Genomic DNA, 18,297 nt, shown 5'->3' with positions numbered 1-18,297 from the left:
TTTTTGGCCGTACGGAAAGGACTCGATGACCGCCTATTCTTCAGACATGCATTTTTCCCTTCGTCACGCCGCCTCGGGCGAGCCGTGCCGTTTTGGTTTTGCCCGCCGCAGTCGAACGGAGCGCGCGCGATGAACCGTCCCGCCCGACCCGATTTCGCCGTGCTCGGCGGCGGCCTGTGCGGCCGCCTGGTCGCGTGGCGCCTCGCTGGCGACGGGCATCGCGTGGCGCTCTACGAGCGCGGCGATGCCACCGGTTCGCAGGCTGCCGCGTGGGTCGCCGCCGCGATGCTCGCGCCGCTGGCAGAGGCCGCGAGCGCCGAGCTGCTGATCACGCGGCTTGGCGCGAGTTCGCTCGAAAGCTGGCCGCGCGTGCTTGCCGAACTGCCGGAGCCGGTGTTTTTCCAGCGCAACGGCACGCTCGTCGTCTGGCATCACGCGGATCGCACCGAGGCGCCGCTATTCGAGCGGCGCGTGCGTGCGAACGCGCCGGCCGAGTTGCTCGACGGCGGCTTCGTCGCGTTGGCAGGCGCGCAGCTCGGCGCCGCCGAACCCGCGTTGGCCGGCCGCTTCAGCCAAGGCTGGCTGCTGCCGCGAGAAGGCCAGCTCGACAACCGCCAGGTGCTGTCCGCGCTCGCGGCCGGGCTTGCCGAGCGCGGCGTCGACACGCACTGGAACACGCCGATCGACGACGCGTCGCTGCCCGATGCCGGCATCACCATCGATTGCCGCGGGCTCGGCGCGAAGCCGGTGCTGCCGACGCTGCGCGGCATCCGCGGCGAAGTTGCGCGCGTGCATGCGCCTCACCTGCAGCTGACGCGCCCGGTGCGGCTACTGCATCCGCGTTACCCGCTGTATATCGCGCCGAAGCAGAACGGCCTCTACGTGATCGGCGCGACCGAGGTGGAGGGCGAGGACATGTCGCCCGTCAGCGTGCGTTCGGCGCTCGAGTTGCTGAGCGCGGCGTTTTCGGTGCACCCGGGCTTCGGCGAGGCGCGCATTCTCGAGCTGAATTCGCAGTGCCGGCCGACCTTGCCCGATCATCGTCCCGCGCTGCTGTGGGACGGCGCGCGCACGCTGCGCGTGAACGGCCTGTACCGGCACGGCTACATGATCGCGCCCGAAGTCGCCGACGAAGCCGTGCGCTTCGCGAGCGCGCTGCTCGACGGCCGCGTCGGTGATGCCGACGCATTCGCCGGCTGGCGGCGCGACTCACGCTGGAGCGAGCTGTTCCAGCAGCATTTCGCGCGCGAGCCGGCCCGAGCGTAGCGGCCAACGTGCCGCGCGCGATGCCGCTTGCGCCATCGATTGAACCGTATTCGAACACCATGGACATTCATATCAATCAGAAGCCGTTGTCGCTGCCCGAGGGCGCGACCGTCGCCGATGCGCTCGCCGCCTTTGGCGCGCGTCCGCCGTTCGCGGTCGCGCTCAACGGCGATTTCGTCGCGCGTGCGCAGCATGCGGCGCGCGCGTTGCAAACGGGCGACCGGCTCGACGTCGTGCAGCCGGTCGCGGGCGGCTGAGCGCGACCGCGCCAGCCTGTCGCTTACCGAACGCAACAACCGTCGCCGAAAACCCATTGCCGCAACGCGGTCGGTTCTAGCCGCGAGGGCAAACCAGGATGATGCAAATGACTTCTCACGAGACCGCCGACGCGCTGACGCTATACGGTCAAACTTTTGCAAGCCGCGTGCTGCTCGGCACATCGCGCTATCCGTCGCTGCAATCGCTGTCCGATTCGATCGACGCCGCGCGCCCCGGCATGGTGACGGTCGCGCTGCGCCGTCAGATGAACGAGGGCCACGCCGAAGCCGGCTTCTTCGATCTGCTCAAGCGCCATGGCGTGCCGCTCTTGCCGAACACGGCGGGTTGCCTGAGCGTCGGTGAAGCGGTGACGACCGCGCACATGGCGCGCGAAATCTTCGAGACCGAGTGGATCAAGCTCGAACTGATCGGCGACGACTACACACTGCAGCCCGACCCGGTCGGCCTGATCGAAGCCGCCGCGCGGCTCGTCAAGGATGGCTTCAAGGTGCTGCCGTACTGCACCGAAGATCTGGTGATCGGCCGCCGTCTGCTCGACGCCGGCTGCGAGGCGCTGATGCCGTGGGGCGCGCCGATCGGCACCGGCAAGGGCGTGATCAATCCATACGGGCTGCGCGTGTTGCGCGAGCGGCTGCCGGACGTGCCGCTGATCGTCGACGCCGGGCTCGGCGTGCCGTCGCATGCGGCCCAGGTGATGGAGTGGGGCTTCGACGGCGTGCTGCTGAACACGGCCGTGTCGCAGGCGACGCACCCCGACGCGATGGCGCGCGCGTTCGCGCTGGGCGTCGAGGCGGGTCGGCAAGCGTATCTCGCGGGCCCGATGGCCGAGCGCGAGAGCGCGCACGCGAGCACGCCGGTGGTCGGCATGCCGTTCTGGCATCAGGATGGAGGTGCCGCATGACTCAGTCGTTGACGCTGAAGGACCGCGATCTGTTCTGGCCGACGGCCGACGAACTCATCGAAGCCGCCGAGCGCATCCGCGCACGTCTCGGCGACTGGCCGCCGACGCACGCGCCGTGGCGCATCTGCCTGATCGCACCCGACGAACCGAACGGTGGCGACCTGATCGTGACCGCCGACGCACAGCCGCACGGCGAGCAGATCGCGCGCTGGCTGACGCGGGGTGCGGGCGTGATCGTCGCCGCGGAGAACCGCGCGACGCTGCATCTGGGCGGCGAGAAGTACGGCCTCGAAGGACATCTGGCGGAAGACTGGATTCCCGCGCTTGCCGCGTTCCTCGACTGCGGTTTCGATCCGCACGACGCGCTGGTGCTCGCGCTCGCGTGGCGCGATGGCGACGAGACCCGCGCCGACGATGCTTTTCCGGCCGACCTCGCTCGCTTTCCGCGCCTTACCGACCTGCCGGCGGCACCCGCCAAGGCGTTCCCGCGCTGCCCGGCAAGGCTCGGCCTGTATCCGGTGTTGCCGACCGCGGACTGGGTCGAACGGGTGGTCGGCTTCGGCGTGAAGACGGTGCAGTTGCGCCGCAAGTCGGCCGAACCCGCCGACGAGCTGAAGCGCGAAATCGCGCGCTGCGTGGCGGCCGGCCGCGCGCACGACGCGCAGGTGTTCATCAACGATCACTGGCAGGCGGCGCTCGCGGCGGGCGCATACGGCGTGCACCTCGGCCAGGAAGACGTGCATACCGCGGATCTGTCCGCGCTGGCCGACACGGGCACCCGCCTGGGCCTGTCCACTCATGGCTTCTACGAGATGCTGAAGGCGCTGCATTTCCGGCCGAGCTACATTGCATTGGGCGCCGTGTTCCCGACCACGACCAAGGTCATGCCGACCGCGCCGCAGGGCTTGCGCCGCCTCGCACGCTATGTGCGGCTGCTCGACGGCGTGGTGCCGCTCGTCGCGATCGGCGGGATCGATCTGCAGGTGCTGCCGGACGTGCTCGCGACCGGCGTCGGCTGCGCGGCCGTGGTGCGCGCGGTGACGGAAGCGGCCGACCCGGCCGCCGCCGTGTCTGCACTGCAACACACGTTTACGCAATAATCGTCAGGCATAGTCAAGGAACGGGGCACCTCACGGCAGCTTTTGCACGATGGCCCTATAATTCGGCCTTCCCTGTAAAAGGATTGTCAGTGTGGTGCCTTCCTATCCCGAGACCTTACTCGAGCTGCGCGACGTCGACTTCGGTTACGGCGACCGGCTCGTCCTGTCGAATCTGAATCTGCGCTTTCGTCGCGGTCAGGTCGTCGCGGTCATGGGCGGCTCGGGTTGCGGCAAGACCACGGTGCTGCGGCTGATCGGCGGCCTCGTGCGCGCCCAGCGCGGCCAGGTGTTGTTCCATGGCGAGGACATCGGCGAGCAGACGCGCGAAGGCCTTTACGCGCTGCGCCGCAAGATGGGCATGCTGTTCCAGTTCGGCGCGCTGTTCACCGACATGTCGGTGTTCGAAAACGTCGCCTTCTCGCTACGCGAGCACACCGATCTCCCCGAAGAACTGCTGCGCGACCTCGTGCTGATGAAGCTCAACGCGGTCGGCCTGCGCGGCGCGCGCGACCTGCTGCCGTCCGAGATTTCCGGCGGCATGGCGCGGCGCGTGGCGCTCGCGCGCGCAATCGCGCTCGACCCCGAACTGATGATGTACGACGAGCCGTTCGCCGGTCTCGACCCAATCTCGCTCGGCATCACCGCGAACCTGATCCGCACGCTGAACCGGGCGCTCGGCGCCACGTCGATTCTCGTCACGCATGACGTGCCGGAATCATTCGCGATCGCCGACTACGTGTACTTCCTGTCCAACGGCGGTGTGCTTGCCGAGGGCACGCCCGACGAACTGCGCGCGTCGACCGATCCGACCGTGCGGCAGTTCATCGACGGCGCGCCGGACGGCCCGTTCAGATTCCACTATCCGGCGCAGACGCCGCTCGCGGCGGACTTCGGCATCGGCGGAGGCCAGGCATGATCAGTACGATCGGTCGCTCGGTCATCACCGGGCTCGGCACCGCCGGCTACGCGACGCGCTTCTTCCTGCGGCTCGTGCTCGAGTTTTTCCCGCTGCTGCGCCGCCCGCGTCTTGTCACGAAGCAGATCCACTTTGTCGGTAATTATTCGCTCGTGATCATCGCGGTGTCGGGGCTGTTCGTCGGCTTCGTGCTCGGGCTGCAGGGCTATTACACGCTGAACCGTTATGGCTCCGAGCAGGCGCTCGGGTTGCTGGTCGCGCTGTCGCTCGTGCGCGAGCTCGGGCCGGTCGTGACCGCGCTGCTGTTCGCCGGGCGCGCGGGCACGTCGCTGACCGCCGAAATCGGCCTGATGAAGGCGGGCGAGCAGCTCACCGCGATGGAAATGATGGCCGTCGATCCGGTCAAGGTCGTGATCGCGCCGCGCCTGTGGGCCGGCATCGTGTCGATGCCGATCCTCGCCGCGATCTTCAGCGCGGTCGGCGTTCTGGGCGGTTACGTGGTAGGCGTGCTGCTGATCGGCGTCGATGCCGGCGCGTTCTGGTCGCAGATGCAAAGCGGCGTCGACGTGTGGCGCGATGTCGGCGCCGGGGTCGTCAAGAGTGTGGTGTTCGGCCTCGCGGTGACCTTCGTCGCGCTGTTTCAGGGCTACGAGGCGAAGCCGACGCCGGAAGGCGTGTCGCGCGCGACGACCCGCACGGTCGTGTACGCGTCGCTCGCGGTGCTCGGGCTCGATTTCCTCCTGACCGCACTAATGTTCAGCTAAGACCGCGCAGCATGCCGGCTGCCGGCGGTGCATGATGCGCCGCGCACGGCGGGAGGTGGCGGCGGCGCGGCGGATTCACTTTGGGATGACGATGAAAAAGAATGTTCTCGACTTTTGGGTCGGCCTGTTCGTGGTGCTGGGTTTCGTGGCGTTGCTGTTTCTTGCGCTGAAGGCCGGCAATATGAGCTCGTTGTCGTTCCAGGCAACCTACCCGGTCAAGCTGAAGTTCGACAACATCGGCGGGCTGAAGCCACGCGCGCCGGTGAAGAGCGCCGGCGTGACGGTCGGCCGGGTCGCGTCGATCGGCTTCGACAGCAACACCTACCAGGCGCTCGTCACGATCGATATCGACAAGCAATATCAGTTTCCGAGGGACACTTCGGCGAAGATCCTGACCTCGGGTCTGCTCGGCGAGCAGTACATCGGGCTCGAGCCGGGGGGCGACTCGGAAATGCTGAAGGCCGGCGATACGATCTCGATGACGCAATCGGCGATCGTCCTGGAAAACCTGATCGGCCAGTTCCTGTATAGCAAGGCCGCGGATTCCGGCGCGGCGAAGCCCGCCGCATCCGCCCCTGCACCGGCGCCCGGCGCGCCGGCCTCCGGCGCTGCCGCCCAGTAAGGCCAACAAGGAGAATTAGATGCAGACGACACTGCAGACCGCGCGCAGCGGCGCGCGCGTCCTACAGTTCGGCAAGGTCGCCGTGGCGGCTGCGCTGCTCGCCGGTTGCACGACCGTGCAGACGCCTACCAAGGGCGACCCGTTCGAAGGGCTGAACCGTACGATCTTCACCGTCAACGACAAGATCGACCAGTACGCGCTGAAGCCGGTTGCGCAGGGCTACGTTTGGGTCACGCCGCAGCCGGTTCGCGACAGCGTGACGAACTTTTTCTCGAACATCGGCGACGTCTATATCGCGGCGAACAACCTGCTGCAGCTGCGCATCGCCGATGGCGTGTCCGACATCATGCGGATCGTGATCAACACGTTGTTCGGCGTCGGCGGCCTGTTCGACGTCGCGACGCTCGCGAAGCTCCCGAAGCACGACAACGACCTCGGTCTGACGCTCGGCCACTACGGCGTGCCGGCGGGCCCCTATCTGGTGCTGCCGCTGTTCGGGCCGAGCACGGTGCGCGATGCGGTCGGCTCGCTCGGCAACTACTACGTGAACCCGATCAGCTACGTCGACCCGCCGGGCCTGAGCTGGGCGCTGTATGGCCTGAACATCGTCAACACGCGCGCGAACCTGCTCGGAGCGAGCAACCTGCTGGAAGGCGCAGCGCTCGACAAATACTCGTTCGTGCGTAACGCGTATCTGCAGCGCCGGCAGTATCTGTTGTCGGATAACCGCCGGCGTCCGCAGGAACTGCCGAGCTACGACGAGGAAGCGCCGCTGCCGAAGTACGACGAAGGCGAGACGGGCGCGGCAGGTGCGCCGGCCAAGCCGGCTCCCGCATCCGGCGCGGCCGTGGGCACGCCGCAAGGCGCGTCGGCACCGGAGGCCGCGTCGGGCGCCGAAACACCGCCTCTCGACCTGAAAGGCGGCCCGGAAACGCAAGTTCCGGCCGGTCAGTTGGTGCCGCCCACGCGCTTCAACTTCCCGTCCTTAAGATTGCATTGAACGTGCAGCCGTAACAGATCGATACGACTCTCGCAGTTTGCGCATCGATTGCCGTCGAACTCGCGTGATAAGGTCGGTTCAAACTGTTGCATTATTTTTGAGGCAAAGCTCGATATGAAAAAATTCTTCCTGATTCCGTTGTTTGCCGCGTTGTTTTCGTTCATCAGCGCGGGCGCATCGGCGCAAACCGTCGACACCAGCTCGCCCGACGCGCTGATCAAGACCGTCACCCAGCAGGTGATGGACGCGATTCGGGGCGACAAGTCGATCCAGCAGGGCGACATCAGGCACATCACGGCGCTCGTCAACGAAAAGATCCTGCCGTACATCGATTTCCGCCGCACCACCCAGCTCGCGATGGGCCGTAACTGGCGCACCGCGACGCCCGAACAGCAGAACCAGGTGGTCGAGCAGTTCAAGATGCTGCTGATCCGGACGTACGCGGGCGCGCTCGCGCAGGTGCGCGACCAGCAGATCCAGTACAAGCCGTTCCGCATGAACCCGGACGACACCGACACGGTGGTGCGCTCGGTCGTGATGAACAACGGCCAGCCGATCGAACTCGACTACCGCCTGTACAAGACGGCGCAAGGCTGGCGCGTGTATGACATCAACGTGCTCGGCGCGTGGCTGATCCAGGCGTATCAGCAGCAGTTCAACGAGCAGATCCAGCAGAAGGGCGTGGACGGACTGATCCAGTTCCTCACGCAGCGCAATCAGCAACTCGCCGCGGGCAAGCAGTCGTGAGCGACGTGCTGAACCCGGTGGCGAACCGCTTCGACAGCGGCACGACGCTGACCCACGCGAGCGCGAAGGCCGCGCTCGCGGCAGGTCTGCAACGCATCGCGGCGGGTGCGGGCGGCGTCGATTGCGCGCCGCTCACGCAATTCGATTCGTCGGCGCTCGCCGTCCTGCTCGCGTGGGTGCGGGCCGCGGCGGCGCGCGGCGGCAAGTTCGAAATCGTCAATCTGCCGGCTGGGCTCGCCAGTCTCGCGCAGGCCTACGGCGTCGATACACTTCTCTCTTCTGGCGCCTCCAGCATGGTTGCGTCAGCGCGACATTGACGCTCCTCTAGCGTCGTCTCCTCCCTTCCGGCCAGGCCGGGGGTGTCAGTTTTTGCCCTATAATCAAACGTTTTTTTGGGGCGTCGAACTGGCCCCCTAATCGGCCCCGGTTCCCGTTTCTTCCAGCATTTGCGCGTCCCCAAGCTCCATTGGGGCTACTTCAGGCGCCGCGACGCACGCGGCCCATAGTCATGTCAGCCATAGAAATTCGTAACGTCAAGAAGCGCTACAAGGACTTGCAGGCGCTCAAGGGCGTCAGCCTCACGGTCGAAGAAGGCGAGTTCTTCGGACTGCTCGGTCCGAACGGCGCGGGCAAGACGACGCTCATCAGCATACTCGCGGGTCTCGCGCGCGCCGACGAAGGCAGCATCGCGGTGCGCGGTCACGACGTCGTCGACGATTTCCGCAACGCGCGCCGCGCGCTCGGCGTGGTGCCGCAGGAGCTCGTGTTCGATCCGTTCTTCACGGTGCGCGAAACCTTGCGCATCCAGTCCGGCTACTACGGGCTGCGCAACAACGACGCGTGGATCGACGAGATCATGGCCAATCTCGATCTCACCGAAAAGGCCGATGCCAACATGCGCGCGCTGTCGGGCGGCATGAAGCGCCGCGTGCTGGTCGCGCAGGCGCTCGTGCACCGCCCGCCGGTGATCGTGCTCGACGAGCCGACCGCGGGTGTCGACGTCGAGTTGCGCCAGACGCTGTGGAAGTTCATCTCGCGCCTGAATCGCGAAGGCCACACGATCGTGCTGACCACGCACTATCTGGAAGAAGCCGAATCGTTGTGCGACCGCATCGCGATGCTGCGCCGTGGCGAGGTCGTTGCGCTCGATCGCACCAGCACACTGCTGCAGCGTTTCGCCGGCATGCAACTGTTCGTTCGCTTCGCGCAGGGCGTGCTGCCTGCCGAGCTGCGTCCCCTCGAGGCGGAAAGCGGCGCCGGCAACGGCAATGGCCGCCAGCATCTGCTGCGCCTGACGAGCTACGACGACGTCGAGCGCATCCTCGCGCAATGCCGCGCGGCCGGTTGTACATTCGAAGAAATCGAGGTCCGCAAGGCCGACCTCGAAGACGTATTCGTTCAGGTGATGAACGGTCCAGAAGTGATCGAGGGGCTTGCATGAGCGGGTACAGTGGATTTAGCACGCTGTTTTACAAAGAACTGCTGCGCTTCTGGAAGGTGTCGTTCCAGACCGTGCTCGCGCCGGTCATCACCGCGCTCCTTTACCTGACCATCTTCGGCCACGCGCTGCGCGGCCACGTGCAGGTCTATCCGGGCGTCGAATACACGAGCTTCCTGATTCCGGGCCTCGTGATGATGAGCGTGCTGCAGAACGCGTTCGCGAATAGTTCTTCGTCGCTGATTCAATCGAAGATCACCGGCAACCTCGTGTTCGTGCTGCTGCCGCCGCTGTCGCACCACGAGATGTTCGCGGCCTACGTGCTCGCGGCCGTGGCGCGCGGGCTGAGTGTCGGCTTCGGCGTGTTCATCGTGACGATCTGGTTCGTGCCGCTCGCCTTCACCGCGCCGCTCTATATCATCGTGTTCGCGATGTTCGGCTCGGCGATTCTCGGCACGCTGGGTCTGATCGCCGGCATTTGGGCCGAGAAGTTCGACCAGCTCGCCGCGTTCCAGAACTTTCTGATCATGCCGCTCACGTTCCTGTCGGGCGTGTTCTACTCGACGCATACGCTGCCGCCCGTATGGCGCGAAGTATCGCGGCTCAATCCGTTTTTCTACATGATCGACGGCTTTCGCTATGGTTTTTTCGGCGTGTCGGATATCGACCCGCTGGTGAGCCTCGCGATCGTCGCCGGTTTCTTCGTGGTGCTGGCCGCCGTGGCGATGCGCATGCTCGCTACCGGCTACAAGCTGCGCCACTGACGAGGAGCTTCTCTCATGTTGCCGACTCCCGAACAGGTCAAACAGTACATTGCAGCTGGACTCGCGTGCGAGCATCTCGAAGTCGAAGGCGACGGTCAGCATTTCTTTGCGACGATCGTCTCGCCGAACTTCGAAGGCAAGCGCCTGATCCAGCGTCACCAACTCGTGTATGCGGCGCTCGGCGACCGCATGCGCGAAGAAATCCACGCGCTCAGCATGAAGACGCTGACGCCCGCCGAATGGCAGAACGCGTAATCTGGAAATTTTGTGCGAATTACTCAGGAAGGGCGCGACACCGCTAGCGGCGCGCCGAACACAGACAAAGCAGGTCCGGACGCGAACCGGGCCGATCAGGAACCGACAGGCATGGATAAACTCATCATTGAAGGTGGCTACCCGCTCTCCGGTGAAGTTGTCGTCTCGGGTGCGAAAAACGCGGCATTGCCGATCCTGTGCGCGGCTCTGCTGAGCGCCGATCCGGTGCATCTGGAGAACGTGCCCGATCTGCAGGACGTGCGCACGATGCTCAAGCTGCTCGGCCAGATGGGCGTGCGGATCGAAGCCGGCGAAGGGCGCGTCGCGCTCGACGCGTCGAAGGTCGACAACCTCGTCGCGCCGTACGAAATGGTGAAGACGATGCGCGCGTCGATCCTCGTGCTCGGTCCGCTCGTCGCGCGCTTCGGCCATGCGCGCGTGTCGCTGCCGGGCGGCTGCGCGATCGGCGCGCGTCCGGTCGATCAGCACATCAAGGGTCTGCAGGCGATGGGCGCCGAGATCACGATCGAGCACGGCTTCATCGAGGCGCGCGCGAAGCGTCTGAAGGGCGCGCGCATCGTCACCGACATGATCACCGTGACCGGTACCGAGAACCTGTTGATGGCGGCGGTGCTCGCCGAAGGCGAGACGGTCATCGAGAACGCAGCGCGCGAACCCGAAGTGGTCGACCTCGCGCGTCTGCTCGTCGCGATGGGCGCGAAGATCGAAGGCATCGGCACCGACCGTCTGGTGATCCATGGCGTCGACAAGCTGCACGGTGCGAAGCACACGGTGATTCCGGACCGCATCGAAGCGGGCACTTTCCTGTGCGCGGTCGCGACGGCCGGCGGCGACGTCATGCTGCGCAAGATGCGTCCGCTGCTGCTCGAAGCCGTCACCGAAAAGCTGCGCGAAGCGGGCGTCACGGTCGAGGAAGGCGACGACTGGATGCGCGTGCGCATGGACAAGCGCCCGAGCGCGGTCACGTTCCGCACCTCCGAATACCCGGCGTTTCCGACCGACATGCAGGCGCAGTTCATGGCGCTCAACACGATCGCGGAGGGTACGTCGCAAGTCGTGGAGACGATCTTCGAAAACCGTTTCATGCACGTCCAGGAGCTGAACCGTCTCGGCGCGAGCATCACGATCGACGGCAACACCGCGCTCGTAACCGGCGTCGAAAAACTGTCCGGCGCGAAGGTGATGGCCACCGATCTGCGCGCGTCCGCGAGTCTTGTGATCGCCGCGCTGCGCGCCGAGGGCGAGACGCTGATCGACCGCATCTATCACCTCGATCGCGGCTACGACCGCATGGAAGCGAAGCTCAATGCGATCGGCGCGAAGGTGCGCCGGGTTTCCGGGAGCGGGGCATGAGTTCGATGCCGCAAACGTCGTCGTCGCCGGCGGTCAGCGCGCCGCTCACGCTCGCGTTGTCGAAAGGGCGTATCTTCGAGGAAACGCTGCCGCTGCTCGCGGCGGCCGGCATCGAGGTAGCGGAAGATCCGGAGAGCTCGCGCAAGCTGATTCTGCCGACCACCGACCCGAACCTGCGCGTGATCGTCGTGCGCGCGACCGACGTGCCGACCTATGTCGAGTACGGCGCGGCCGACTTCGGCGTGGCCGGCAAGGACGTGCTGCTCGAGCATGGCGGCAGCGGCCTGTATCAGCCGGTGGATCTGGACATTGCGCGTTGCCGCATGTCGGTCGCGGTCGCGGCCGGTTTCGATTATGCGAACGCGGTGCGCCAGGGCGCGCGTCTGCGGGTCGCGACCAAGTATGTTGAAACTGCTCGTGAGCATTTTGCCGCCAAGGGCGTTCACGTCGATCTGATCAAGCTGTACGGTTCGATGGAACTCGCTCCGCTGGTTGGTCTCGCCGACGCGATCGTCGACCTGGTCAGCTCGGGCAATACGCTGCGCGCGAACAATCTGGTCGAGGTGGAGGAGATCATGCAGATTTCGTCGCGCCTCGTCGTGAACCAGGCAGCGCTGAAGCTCAAACGCGCCGCGTTGCGGCCGATTCTCGACGCGTTTGCCAATGCTTCGTCGAAAACCGCCGCCCCGGCGGCCTGACTGACGATGGCAATGTGACGTTGCACTGATAGCGCGCCTTACCGAAACGGATACCTGTATGTCTACCAAGATTCGCAAACTCGATTCCACCGCTCGCGACTTCCACAAGTCGCTGCATGCGGTGCTCGCGTTCGAGGCGAGCGAAGACGAAGCCATCGAGCGCGCGGTCGCGCAGATTCTGAACGACGTGAAGGCGCGCGGCGACGAGGCGGTGCTCGAGTACACGAATCGCTTCGATCGCGTCGATGCGAAAAGCGTGGCCGAGCTCGAACTGCCGATGGCCGAACTCGAGGCGGCGCTCGAAAGTCTCGAGCCGAAGCGGCGCGCGTCGCTCGAAGCGGCGGCGGCACGCGTGCGCGGCTATCACGAGAAGCAGAAGATCGAGTGCGGCAGCCATAGCTGGCAGTACACCGAAGCCGACGGCACCGTGCTCGGCCAGAAGGTCACGCCGCTCGATCGCGCGGGGGATCTACGTGCCGGGTGGCAAGGCCGCGTATCCGTCGTCGGTGCTGATGAACGCGATACCGGCGCGGGTGGCCGGCGTGCGCGAAATCGTGATGGTCGTGCCGACGCCGGAAGGCGTGAAGAATCCGCTCGTGCTCGCGGCGGCTTTGCTGGGTGGCGTCGACCGCGTGTTCACGATCGGCGGCGCGCAGGCGGTAGCTGCGCTCGCGTACGGCACGCCGACCGTGCCCGCAGTCGACAAGATCTGCGGCCCCGGCAACGCGTACGTCGCGTCGGCGAAGCGTCGCGTGTTCGGCACGGTCGGCATCGACATGATCGCCGGGCCGTCGGAAATCCTCGTGTTGTGCGACGGCACGACCGACCCGCGCTGGGTCGCGATGGACCTGTTTTCGCAAGCCGAGCACGACGAGCTCGCGCAGTCGATCCTGCTGTGCCCCAACGACGCGTTCATCGCGCGCGTGCAGGAAGCGATCGACGAACTGCTGCCCACCCTGCCGCGCCGCGAAGTGATCCGCACGTCGCTCGAAAACCGCGGCGCGCTGATCAAGGTGCGCGACATGGCCGAGGCCTGCGCGATCGCCAACGACATCGCGCCGGAGCACCTTGAAATTTCGGCGCTGGAGCCGCATCAGTGGGCGCAGCAGATCCGTCACGCAGGCGCGATCTTCCTTGGCCGTTACACGAGCGAGAGCCTCGGCGACTACTGCGCGGGCCCGAATCATGTGCTGCCGACGTCGCGTACCGCACGGTTTTCGTCGCCGCTCGGCGTCTATGATTTCTTCAAGCGTTCGAGCCTGATCGAGGTCAGCGCGGAAGGTGCGCAGACGCTCGGCGAGATTGCCGCGGAACTGGCATACGGCGAAGGTCTGCAAGCGCACGCACGCAGCGCCGAATACCGGATGCGGCAGAACAACAACGAACGCGGCTGAGGCGCAGCGCTGATCGCGCTGGCGCGCGGCGGAGCTCAAGCAGGCGTAAGCGGGAGCAGGAGAAGCGGCGAGGGCGGCAACCGCCGCCGCATCGACCGGCTTCCATGTTTTCCGGCTTCCACCCGCTCGAGCGACGGATCGAGCCCACCCGCCCCGTTCAATAACGACGACAGAGACCAACCCGAGCGCCGAGCGCCGAGCACTGACGACGCCGACCCGGCGTCTTTCGCCCGGCCCGGCCCCCGAACCTATGACGACACCTCAAGACATCATCCGCAGCGACGTGCTCGCAATGACGAGCTATCCGGTTCCGGACGCCACCGGCTTCATCAAGCTCGACGCGATGGAAAACCCGTTTCCGCTGCCGCCGGAACTTGCCGCGCATCTCGGCGAGCGTCTGGCCGGCGTCGCGTTGAACCGTTATCCGGCGCCGCGCCCCGAGCAGTTGATCGAGCGCATTCGTCACGTGATGGGCGTGCCGGCGGGGTGCGACGTGCTGCTCGGCAATGGCTCGGATGAAATCATCAGCATCATGTCGGTCGCGTGCGCGAAGCCGGGCGCGAAGGTGCTCGCGCCGGTGCCGGGCTTCGTCATGTATCAGATGTCGGCGAAGCTGGCGCATCTCGAATTCGTCGGCGTGCCGCTCAAAGCCGACTTCACGCTCGATACCGACGCGATGCTCGCGGCGATCGCCGAGCATGAACCGGCGATCATCTATCTCGCGTATCCGAACAACCCGACCGGCACGCTGTTCGATGACGCCGAAATCGAGCGCGTCATCGCCGCGGCGGGCAAGAGCCTCGTCGTGATCGACGAGGCGTATCAGCCGTTCGCGCAGAAGAGCTGGCTGCCGCGCGCCGACCAGTTCGACAACGTCGTCGTGATGCGCACGGTGTCGAAGCTGGGCCTCGCCGGCATTCGCCTCGGTTACCTGGTCGGCAAGCCCGCGTGGCTGACCGAGTTCGACAAGGTCCGCCCGCCGTACAACACCAACGTGCTGACGCAGGCCGCCGCTGATTTCCTGCTCGACCACATCGGCGTGCTCGATGCGCAGGCCGCGCAATTGCGCGACGAACGCGAGAAACTTGCGCAGGCGGTGGCCGCGCTGCCGGGCGCCGAAGTGTTCGCTAGCGCGGGCAACTTCCTGCTCGTGCGGGTGCCCGATGCGTCGGTATTGTTCGAAACCCTGCTAACGGCGCGGATTCTGATCAAAAACGTGAGTAAAATGCATCCATTGCTGGCCAATTGCGTGCGTTTGACCGTCGGTTCGCCGAACGAGAACGCCGAGTTGCTCGCCGGCCTGAAACTCGTGTTGCGGTAACCCGCCGCATCGAGCGGCGGCACTGAGCCGCTGCGTTGAACGGCTGCACTGAGCAGCCCGCCAGTTTGTCCATCCCACATTACTAGCGCTTTTAAGCCAGATTCGAGGAATTGCCATGCGCCTTGCGGAAGTCGTTCGCAACACCAGCGAAACGCAGATCCGTGTGAAGATCAACCTGGACGGCACCGGCCAGCAGAAGCTGGCCACCGGTGTGCCGTTCCTGGACCACATGCTCGACCAGATCGCCCGCCACGGGTTGTTCGACCTCGAGATCGAAGCGCATGGCGACCTGCATATCGACGACCATCACACGGTCGAAGACACCGGCATCACGCTCGGCCAGGCCGTCGCGAAGGCGATCGGCGATCGCAAGGGCATCCGCCGCTACGGCCATTCCTACGTGCCGCTCGACGAAGCGCTGTCGCGCGTCGTGATCGATTTTTCCGGCCGTCCGGGCCTCGAATTTCACGTGCCGTTCACGCGCGCGCGCATCGGCACGTTCGACGTCGACCTGTCGATCGAATTCTTCCGCGGCTTCGTGAACCATGCCGGCGTGACGCTGCACATCGACAACCTGCGTGGCATCAACGCGCACCATCAGCTCGAAACGGTGTTCAAGGCATTCGGGCGTGCGTTGCGCATGGCCGTCGAACTCGACGAGCGCGCGGCCGGACAGATTCCGTCGACCAAGGGCAGCCTCTAACGTAACGGCCGTAGCAGGCTTTAACACGGGTTTCACCGCCTCCAACGTCTTCAGGCCACTCACCTTCAAGCGATTCATCGGGCAGGACCGCATTTGCCGGCACGTCGTTTGACGCCGCGCGGCGGCATCGATGGATCGAGGGCAGAGCGGCCAAACTTGAAATGAAAACTTCGATAGCGATTGTGGATTACGGAATGGGCAACCTGCGCTCGGTTGCCCAGGCACTGCGTAAAGCGGCGCCGGAAGCGGACGTGGCGATCGTCGATCGTCCGGAAGCGATCCGCTCGGCCGACCGCGTGGTGCTGCCGGGCCAGGGTGCGATGCCCGACTGCATGCGCAGTCTCGGCGCGTCCGGTTTGCAGGAAGCGGTCGTCGAGGCGTCGCGCAGCAAGCCGCTGATGGGCGTGTGCGTCGGCGAGCAGATGCTGTTCGACTGGAGCGCCGAGGGCGACACGCCGGGTCTGGGCCTGTTGCCCGGCAAGGCGGTGCGCTTCGAGCTCGAAGGCCAGGTGCAGGACGACGGCTCGCGCTTCAAGGTCCCGCAGATGGGCTGGAACCGCGTGCGTCAGGCGCAGCCGCATCCGCTGTGGGACGGTGTCGCCGACAACGCGTTCTTCTACTTCGTGCACAGCTACTACGTGGTTCCGGACAACCCGGCGCATACGTCGGGCGAAACGGTCTACGGCGTGCCCTTTACCTCGGCGGTAGCGCGGGATAACATCTTTGCCACCCAATTCCACCCTGAAAAGAGCGCCGAGGCGGGTCTGCGCGTGTATCGCAACTTCGTGCACTGGAACCCGTGAACGCCTTTTTTCATCCCGTTGCCGCGCGCGCGTCGCGCGGTGCCGCGGTCCCGCATCCGACCGGCGCCCCACTGGAGCGGCGAACGAGTTGTACTAAACTAGCGAGACGGTATTGCGGCGGGCTGACTCGCCAGCCGCTGCCGCCGACCTTCAATCCACTCCCAGATAACACCCGATTGCTATGCTGCTGATTCCCGCCATCGACCTGAAAGACGGTCAGTGTGTACGCCTCAAACAGGGCGATATGGACCAGGCGACGATTTTCTCCGAGGAACCGGCGGCAATGGCCCGACATTGGGTCGACCGCGGCGCGCGTCGTCTGCATCTCGTCGATCTGAATGGCGCGTTCGCCGGCAAGCCGAAGAACGGCGATGCAATCCGGGCGATCATCGATGAAGTGGGCGGCGCGATTCCGGTTCAGTTGGGCGGTGGCATCCGCGACCTGAACACGATCGAGCGCTATCTGGACGACGGTTTGTCGTACGTGATCATCGGCACGGCCGCGGTGAAGAACCCGGGCTTTCTGCAGGACGCGTGCACCGCGTTCGGCGGTCACATCATCGTCGGCCTCGACGCGAAAGACGGCAAGGTCGCCACCGACGGCTGGAGCAAGCTGACCGGTCACGAAGTGGCCGACCTCGCGCGCAAGTTCGAGGACTACGGCTGCGAGTCGATCATCTACACCGACATCGGCCGTGACGGCATGCTGCAAGGCATCAACATCGAAGCGACGGTGCGCCTTGCGCGCGCGGTCAAGATTCCGGTGATCGCGAGCGGCGGCCTTTCGAACCTCGCGGACATCGAATCGCTGTGCGAAGTCGAAGGCGAGGGCATCGAGGGCGTAATCTGCGGCCGCGCGATCTATTCGGGCGACCTCGACTTCGCGGCCGCGCAGACGCTCGCGGACAAGCTGCGCGAAGCGGACGACGCTTAAGCACGGCGTCGGCTGCGCGTGCTGTGCAGGTTGCGCGGGCCGCCGGCGTTGCGCTCGTGTCGGCTTGCGGCGCGTTCGAACGATGGCTTGCCTGTAACGCGCGTCGCACGATTAAGCGTCCGGAACCTCGCCAGCTTCCGGCCGGCACCTCACTCGCGGCGCGACGCAACCGCTCGCGCCGGCACCGTGCCGCTTGCCCGCAAGCGAGCGGCCCCATCAGCGGTATTGGCAGAATTGCACGATCATGGCTCTAGCTAAACGCATCATCCCCTGTCTCGACGTCACCGCGGGCCGCGTGGTCAAGGGCGTCAACTTCGTCGAACTGCGCGACGCGGGCGACCCGGTCGAAATCGCGCGCCGTTACGACGACCAGGGCGCCGACGAACTGACGTTCCTCGACATCACCGCGACCTCGGATCAGCGCGACCTGATTCTGCCGATCATCGAGGCGGTCGCTTCGCAGGTGTTCATTCCGCTGACGGTCGGCGGCGGCGTGCGCGCGGTCGAAGACGTGCGGCGCCTGCTGAACGCGGGCGCCGACAAGATCAGCATGAACTCGTCGGCGGTAGCGAATCCGCAACTCGTGAAGGACGCGACCGACAAATACGGCTCGCAGTGCATCGTCGTCGCGATCGATGCGAAGCGCGTGTCGGCCGACGGCGAAACGCCGCGCTGGGAAGTGTTCACGCACGGCGGGCGCAAGGCCACCGGTCTCGATGCGGTCGAATGGGCGCGCAAGATGGCCGAGTTGGGCGCGGGCGAAATCCTGTTGACAAGCATGGATCGCGACGGCACCAGGAGCGGCTTCGACCTCGCGCTGACTCGCGCGGTGTCGGACGCGGTGCCGGTGCCGGTGATCGCCTCGGGCGGCGTCGGCAATCTGCAGCATCTCGCCGATGGCATCAAGAGCGGTCACGCGGACGCGGTGCTCGCCGCGAGCATCTTCCACTATGGCGAACACACGGTCGGCGAGGCCAAGCGCTTCATGGCCGATCAGGGCATTTCGGTGAGGTTGTGA

The 18,297-nt window shown here is 65.7% G+C and carries 20 protein-coding genes and 1 pseudogene; all 21 read left to right on the top strand.

The window, feature by feature from the left end:
• Positions 1 to 129: 129 nt before the first annotated feature.
• The 21 genes and pseudogenes from OKW27_RS27435 to hisF all read left to right on the top strand — a co-directional run bounded on the left by OKW27_RS27435 (position 130) and on the right by hisF (position 18,297).
• Positions 130 to 1,266 carry an FAD-dependent oxidoreductase gene (locus OKW27_RS27435; RefSeq protein ID WP_184009202.1) on the top strand — a complete coding sequence of 379 codons (1,137 nt, stop codon included), beginning with the start codon at positions 130 to 132 and terminating at the stop codon, positions 1,264 to 1,266.
• A 59-nt stretch (positions 1,267 to 1,325) separates the two neighbouring features.
• Entirely contained in the window at positions 1,326 to 1,523 is a 198-nt protein-coding gene (gene thiS / locus OKW27_RS27430) for a sulfur carrier protein ThiS (protein WP_026225709.1), read from the top strand.
• Positions 1,524 to 1,630: 107 nt separating this feature from the next.
• A complete protein-coding gene (locus tag OKW27_RS27425; RefSeq protein ID WP_090805494.1) occupies positions 1,631 to 2,446 on the top strand; it encodes a thiazole synthase in 816 nt (271 codons plus the stop codon).
• Positions 2,443 to 3,546, top strand: coding sequence for a thiamine phosphate synthase (gene thiE, locus OKW27_RS27420; RefSeq protein WP_429335395.1), 1,104 nt, complete (start codon positions 2,443 to 2,445; stop codon positions 3,544 to 3,546). The genes OKW27_RS27425 and thiE overlap by 4 nt, the downstream gene beginning before the upstream one ends.
• 91 nt (positions 3,547 to 3,637) lie before the next feature.
• The gene (locus OKW27_RS27415; RefSeq protein ID WP_429335394.1) at positions 3,638 to 4,462 is read left to right on the top strand and encodes an ABC transporter ATP-binding protein; all 825 of its coding nucleotides are present in this window, start codon (positions 3,638 to 3,640) and stop codon (positions 4,460 to 4,462) included.
• Positions 4,459 to 5,226, top strand: coding sequence for a lipid asymmetry maintenance ABC transporter permease subunit MlaE (gene mlaE, locus OKW27_RS27410; protein WP_018420057.1), 768 nt, complete (start codon positions 4,459 to 4,461; stop codon positions 5,224 to 5,226). The genes OKW27_RS27415 and mlaE overlap by 4 nt, the downstream gene beginning before the upstream one ends.
• 91 nt (positions 5,227 to 5,317) lie before the next feature.
• Positions 5,318 to 5,848: an outer membrane lipid asymmetry maintenance protein MlaD gene (mlaD, locus tag OKW27_RS27405; RefSeq protein ID WP_090805493.1), complete on the top strand. Its 531-nt coding sequence runs from the start codon at positions 5,318 to 5,320 to the stop codon at positions 5,846 to 5,848.
• Positions 5,849 to 5,867: 19 nt separating this feature from the next.
• A complete protein-coding gene (locus OKW27_RS27400; protein WP_090802105.1) occupies positions 5,868 to 6,848 on the top strand; it encodes an MlaA family lipoprotein in 981 nt (326 codons plus the stop codon).
• 114 nt (positions 6,849 to 6,962) lie between these two features.
• The gene (locus tag OKW27_RS27395; protein WP_090802103.1) at positions 6,963 to 7,595 is read left to right on the top strand and encodes an MlaC/ttg2D family ABC transporter substrate-binding protein; all 633 of its coding nucleotides are present in this window, start codon (positions 6,963 to 6,965) and stop codon (positions 7,593 to 7,595) included.
• A complete protein-coding gene (locus OKW27_RS27390) occupies positions 7,592 to 7,912 on the top strand; it encodes an STAS domain-containing protein (RefSeq protein ID WP_090802102.1) in 321 nt (106 codons plus the stop codon). Before OKW27_RS27395 ends, OKW27_RS27390 begins: the two co-directional genes overlap by 4 nt.
• Before the next feature lie 191 nt (positions 7,913 to 8,103).
• Positions 8,104 to 9,036, top strand: coding sequence for an ABC transporter ATP-binding protein (locus OKW27_RS27385; protein WP_090802100.1), 933 nt, complete (start codon positions 8,104 to 8,106; stop codon positions 9,034 to 9,036).
• Positions 9,033 to 9,797, top strand: coding sequence for an ABC transporter permease (locus tag OKW27_RS27380; RefSeq protein WP_429335393.1), 765 nt, complete (start codon positions 9,033 to 9,035; stop codon positions 9,795 to 9,797). Before OKW27_RS27385 ends, OKW27_RS27380 begins: the two co-directional genes overlap by 4 nt.
• 15 nt (positions 9,798 to 9,812) lie before the next feature.
• Complete coding sequence (locus OKW27_RS27375; RefSeq protein WP_008918725.1) at positions 9,813 to 10,052, top strand: BolA family protein; 240 nt, start codon at positions 9,813 to 9,815, stop codon at positions 10,050 to 10,052.
• A gap of 111 nt (positions 10,053 to 10,163) precedes the next feature.
• Positions 10,164 to 11,426, top strand: coding sequence for a UDP-N-acetylglucosamine 1-carboxyvinyltransferase (gene murA / locus OKW27_RS27370; protein ID WP_429335392.1), 1,263 nt, complete (start codon positions 10,164 to 10,166; stop codon positions 11,424 to 11,426).
• Complete coding sequence (hisG, locus tag OKW27_RS27365) at positions 11,423 to 12,124, top strand: ATP phosphoribosyltransferase (protein WP_090802096.1); 702 nt, start codon at positions 11,423 to 11,425, stop codon at positions 12,122 to 12,124. The genes murA and hisG overlap by 4 nt, the downstream gene beginning before the upstream one ends.
• A gap of 58 nt (positions 12,125 to 12,182) precedes the next feature.
• A pseudogene (gene hisD / locus OKW27_RS27360) lies at positions 12,183 to 13,518 on the top strand (histidinol dehydrogenase).
• A 250-nt stretch (positions 13,519 to 13,768) separates the two neighbouring features.
• Entirely contained in the window at positions 13,769 to 14,839 is a 1,071-nt protein-coding gene (gene hisC, locus OKW27_RS27355) for a histidinol-phosphate transaminase (protein WP_429335391.1), read from the top strand.
• A 115-nt stretch (positions 14,840 to 14,954) separates the two neighbouring features.
• Positions 14,955 to 15,542, top strand: coding sequence for an imidazoleglycerol-phosphate dehydratase HisB (hisB, locus tag OKW27_RS27350; protein WP_013090696.1), 588 nt, complete (start codon positions 14,955 to 14,957; stop codon positions 15,540 to 15,542).
• A gap of 161 nt (positions 15,543 to 15,703) precedes the next feature.
• A complete protein-coding gene (hisH, locus tag OKW27_RS27345) occupies positions 15,704 to 16,345 on the top strand; it encodes an imidazole glycerol phosphate synthase subunit HisH (RefSeq protein ID WP_184035773.1) in 642 nt (213 codons plus the stop codon).
• A gap of 181 nt (positions 16,346 to 16,526) precedes the next feature.
• Positions 16,527 to 17,279 (top strand): 1-(5-phosphoribosyl)-5-[(5-phosphoribosylamino)methylideneamino]imidazole-4-carboxamide isomerase, encoded by a 753-nt coding sequence (gene hisA / locus OKW27_RS27340; protein ID WP_090802089.1) that lies wholly within the window; start codon positions 16,527 to 16,529, stop codon positions 17,277 to 17,279.
• Positions 17,280 to 17,523: 244 nt separating this feature from the next.
• Positions 17,524 to 18,297 (top strand): imidazole glycerol phosphate synthase subunit HisF, encoded by a 774-nt coding sequence (gene hisF, locus OKW27_RS27335; protein ID WP_090802088.1) that lies wholly within the window; start codon positions 17,524 to 17,526, stop codon positions 18,295 to 18,297.

It is taken from the genome of Paraburkholderia sp. 35.1, assembly GCF_050436525.1.
Lineage (GTDB): Bacteria > Pseudomonadota > Gammaproteobacteria > Burkholderiales > Burkholderiaceae > Paraburkholderia > Paraburkholderia tuberum.
The sequence above is the reverse complement of the archived record's forward strand: the minus strand, read 5'-3'. Positions and strand labels throughout refer to the sequence as shown.